Origin of the sequence: Pseudoalteromonas luteoviolacea S2607 (assembly GCF_001625575.1) — a bacterium.
In the GTDB taxonomy this organism is placed as follows: domain Bacteria; phylum Pseudomonadota; class Gammaproteobacteria; order Enterobacterales; family Alteromonadaceae; genus Pseudoalteromonas; species Pseudoalteromonas luteoviolacea_E.
On the sequence record NZ_AUXV01000064.1, the window covers coordinates 1 to 1,850 of the forward strand.

General features: G+C 51.6%; 1 protein-coding gene. It reads right to left on the reverse strand.

Features of this window, described 5'->3' with window-relative positions:
- Positions 1–1,850: type I polyketide synthase (locus N480_RS20225; protein ID WP_155732918.1), on the reverse strand; the 1,850-nt coding region annotated here is incomplete at both ends.

The window sequence follows — 1,850 nt, forward strand, 5'->3', positions numbered from 1 at the left end:
TCAATAAATACACACTCCGACCGCTCTGCACATAGTGTATCTAACCCTTGTGCAAAGCGCACAGGTTGACGTAGATGATCAACCCAGTACTGTACCGATGTCGCTTGCACCTCACTGATCCACGTTCCCGTTACATTTGAGATGTAACGACGTGTGGGTGCTTGCAAGTTCACTTCGCCTAACACTTCCCTAAACGCATCTAGCACGCCATCCATCATCTGACTATGAAATGCATGTGACGTCTTCAGTTGCTTGGCCGAAACGCCTTGTGTTTCTAACTTCGCTGCTAACGCCGCAATAGAAGCTTTTGGCCCCGCCGCAACACTCAAGGTGCGGCTATTCACTGCTGCAATTGAGCAGTCATCCGGCAACTGTGCTGCGAGCTCCGCCTCTCCCAAAGCAACTGATAGCATGGCGCCCGGTTGAGCCCGCTGCATCAACTCGCCTCTGGCAGATACCAACTTCAGCGCATCATCTAAACACATCACACCCGCGAAACAAGCCGCCACATATTCACCAATGCTGTGGCCTATCATCGCATCTGGAACCACTCCCCAATGCATCCACTGTTTACCTAATGCATATTCCACTGCAAACAATGCCGGCTGTGCCAATCGCGTTTGTTCTAATTGTGATTCTGGCACATCTGCACCGAACAATACGCTGCGAATATCTATGCCTAAATGCGCTTGTAACTTATCCGCACATTCATCTAATGCATCCTTGAATATGTGTTCTGACTCATACAGCGCTCGCCCCATTCCGATATGTTGACTACCCTGCCCTGAGAACATGAAAATGCACTCCGGTTGCCCCTCACTCAATACACTGCGCACCACGTCAGTTGAGATCTGCTCCGCAGCCTCTTGTGCTGTGCCATGACATACCCAAGACGCTTTGTAAGGGTGGGCCTCTCGACCTACTTTTAAGGTGTAAGCAATGTCTGACAGCGCATTCGTACTATCATGTAAATGTGCGATAAGCTGCGCTCGCTGCTTCTCTAACGCCGCTTCACTGCGTGCCGACAGTACCAACAACTGTTGTGCTCGGCCCGTTGTTGCTATTGCTTGCTCTGGGGCTTCTTCCAAAATAACATGGGCATTGGTCCCCCCGATACCAAACGAACTAACGCCCGCTCGGCGAGGCTCCGCATGACTCTCCCACGCCTTTAATGAAGCATTGACATAAAAAGGGCTACCCTCAAAGTCTATTTCTGGGTTGCCCTCCCTAAAATGCAGGCTCGGTGGTAATTGTTTGTACCGCAAAGCTTGCACCGCCTTTATTAAACCAGCAACCCCCGCCGCCGTATCTAAATGTCCGATGTTGCCTTTCACTGAGCTCAACGCACAGTAGCGAGCGTCTTGTGTTTCACTACGGTGTACCTGGCTAAGTGCTGCGACTTCTATTGGGTCTCCTAATCGCGTTCCTGTGCCATGCGCTTCAACATAGCTGATACTTCTTGCTGGCACCTGCGCGGCACCCAAAGCCTCTGCCACCACCGCAGCCTGTCCTTTTACACTCGGTGCGGTAAAACCAACCTTCACTGCCCCATCGTTATTGACCGCTGAACCGCGTATCACCGCGTAAACCTGATCGCCATCCGCAAGCGCATCTTCCAAACGCTTTAGCACCACAATACCCACACCATTTCCGGGTACTGTCCCCTGAGCTTGCGCATCAAAAGGTCGGCAGTGACCATCAGGTGATAAAATGCCACCGGGCTGATAGTGATAACCTTGCTCGCTCGGCACAGTCACGCATGCGCCACCCGCCAACGCCATATCACACTCATACGTTAATAGGCTCTTGCATGCCTGATGTACTGCAACTAAAGATGTTGAACATGCTGT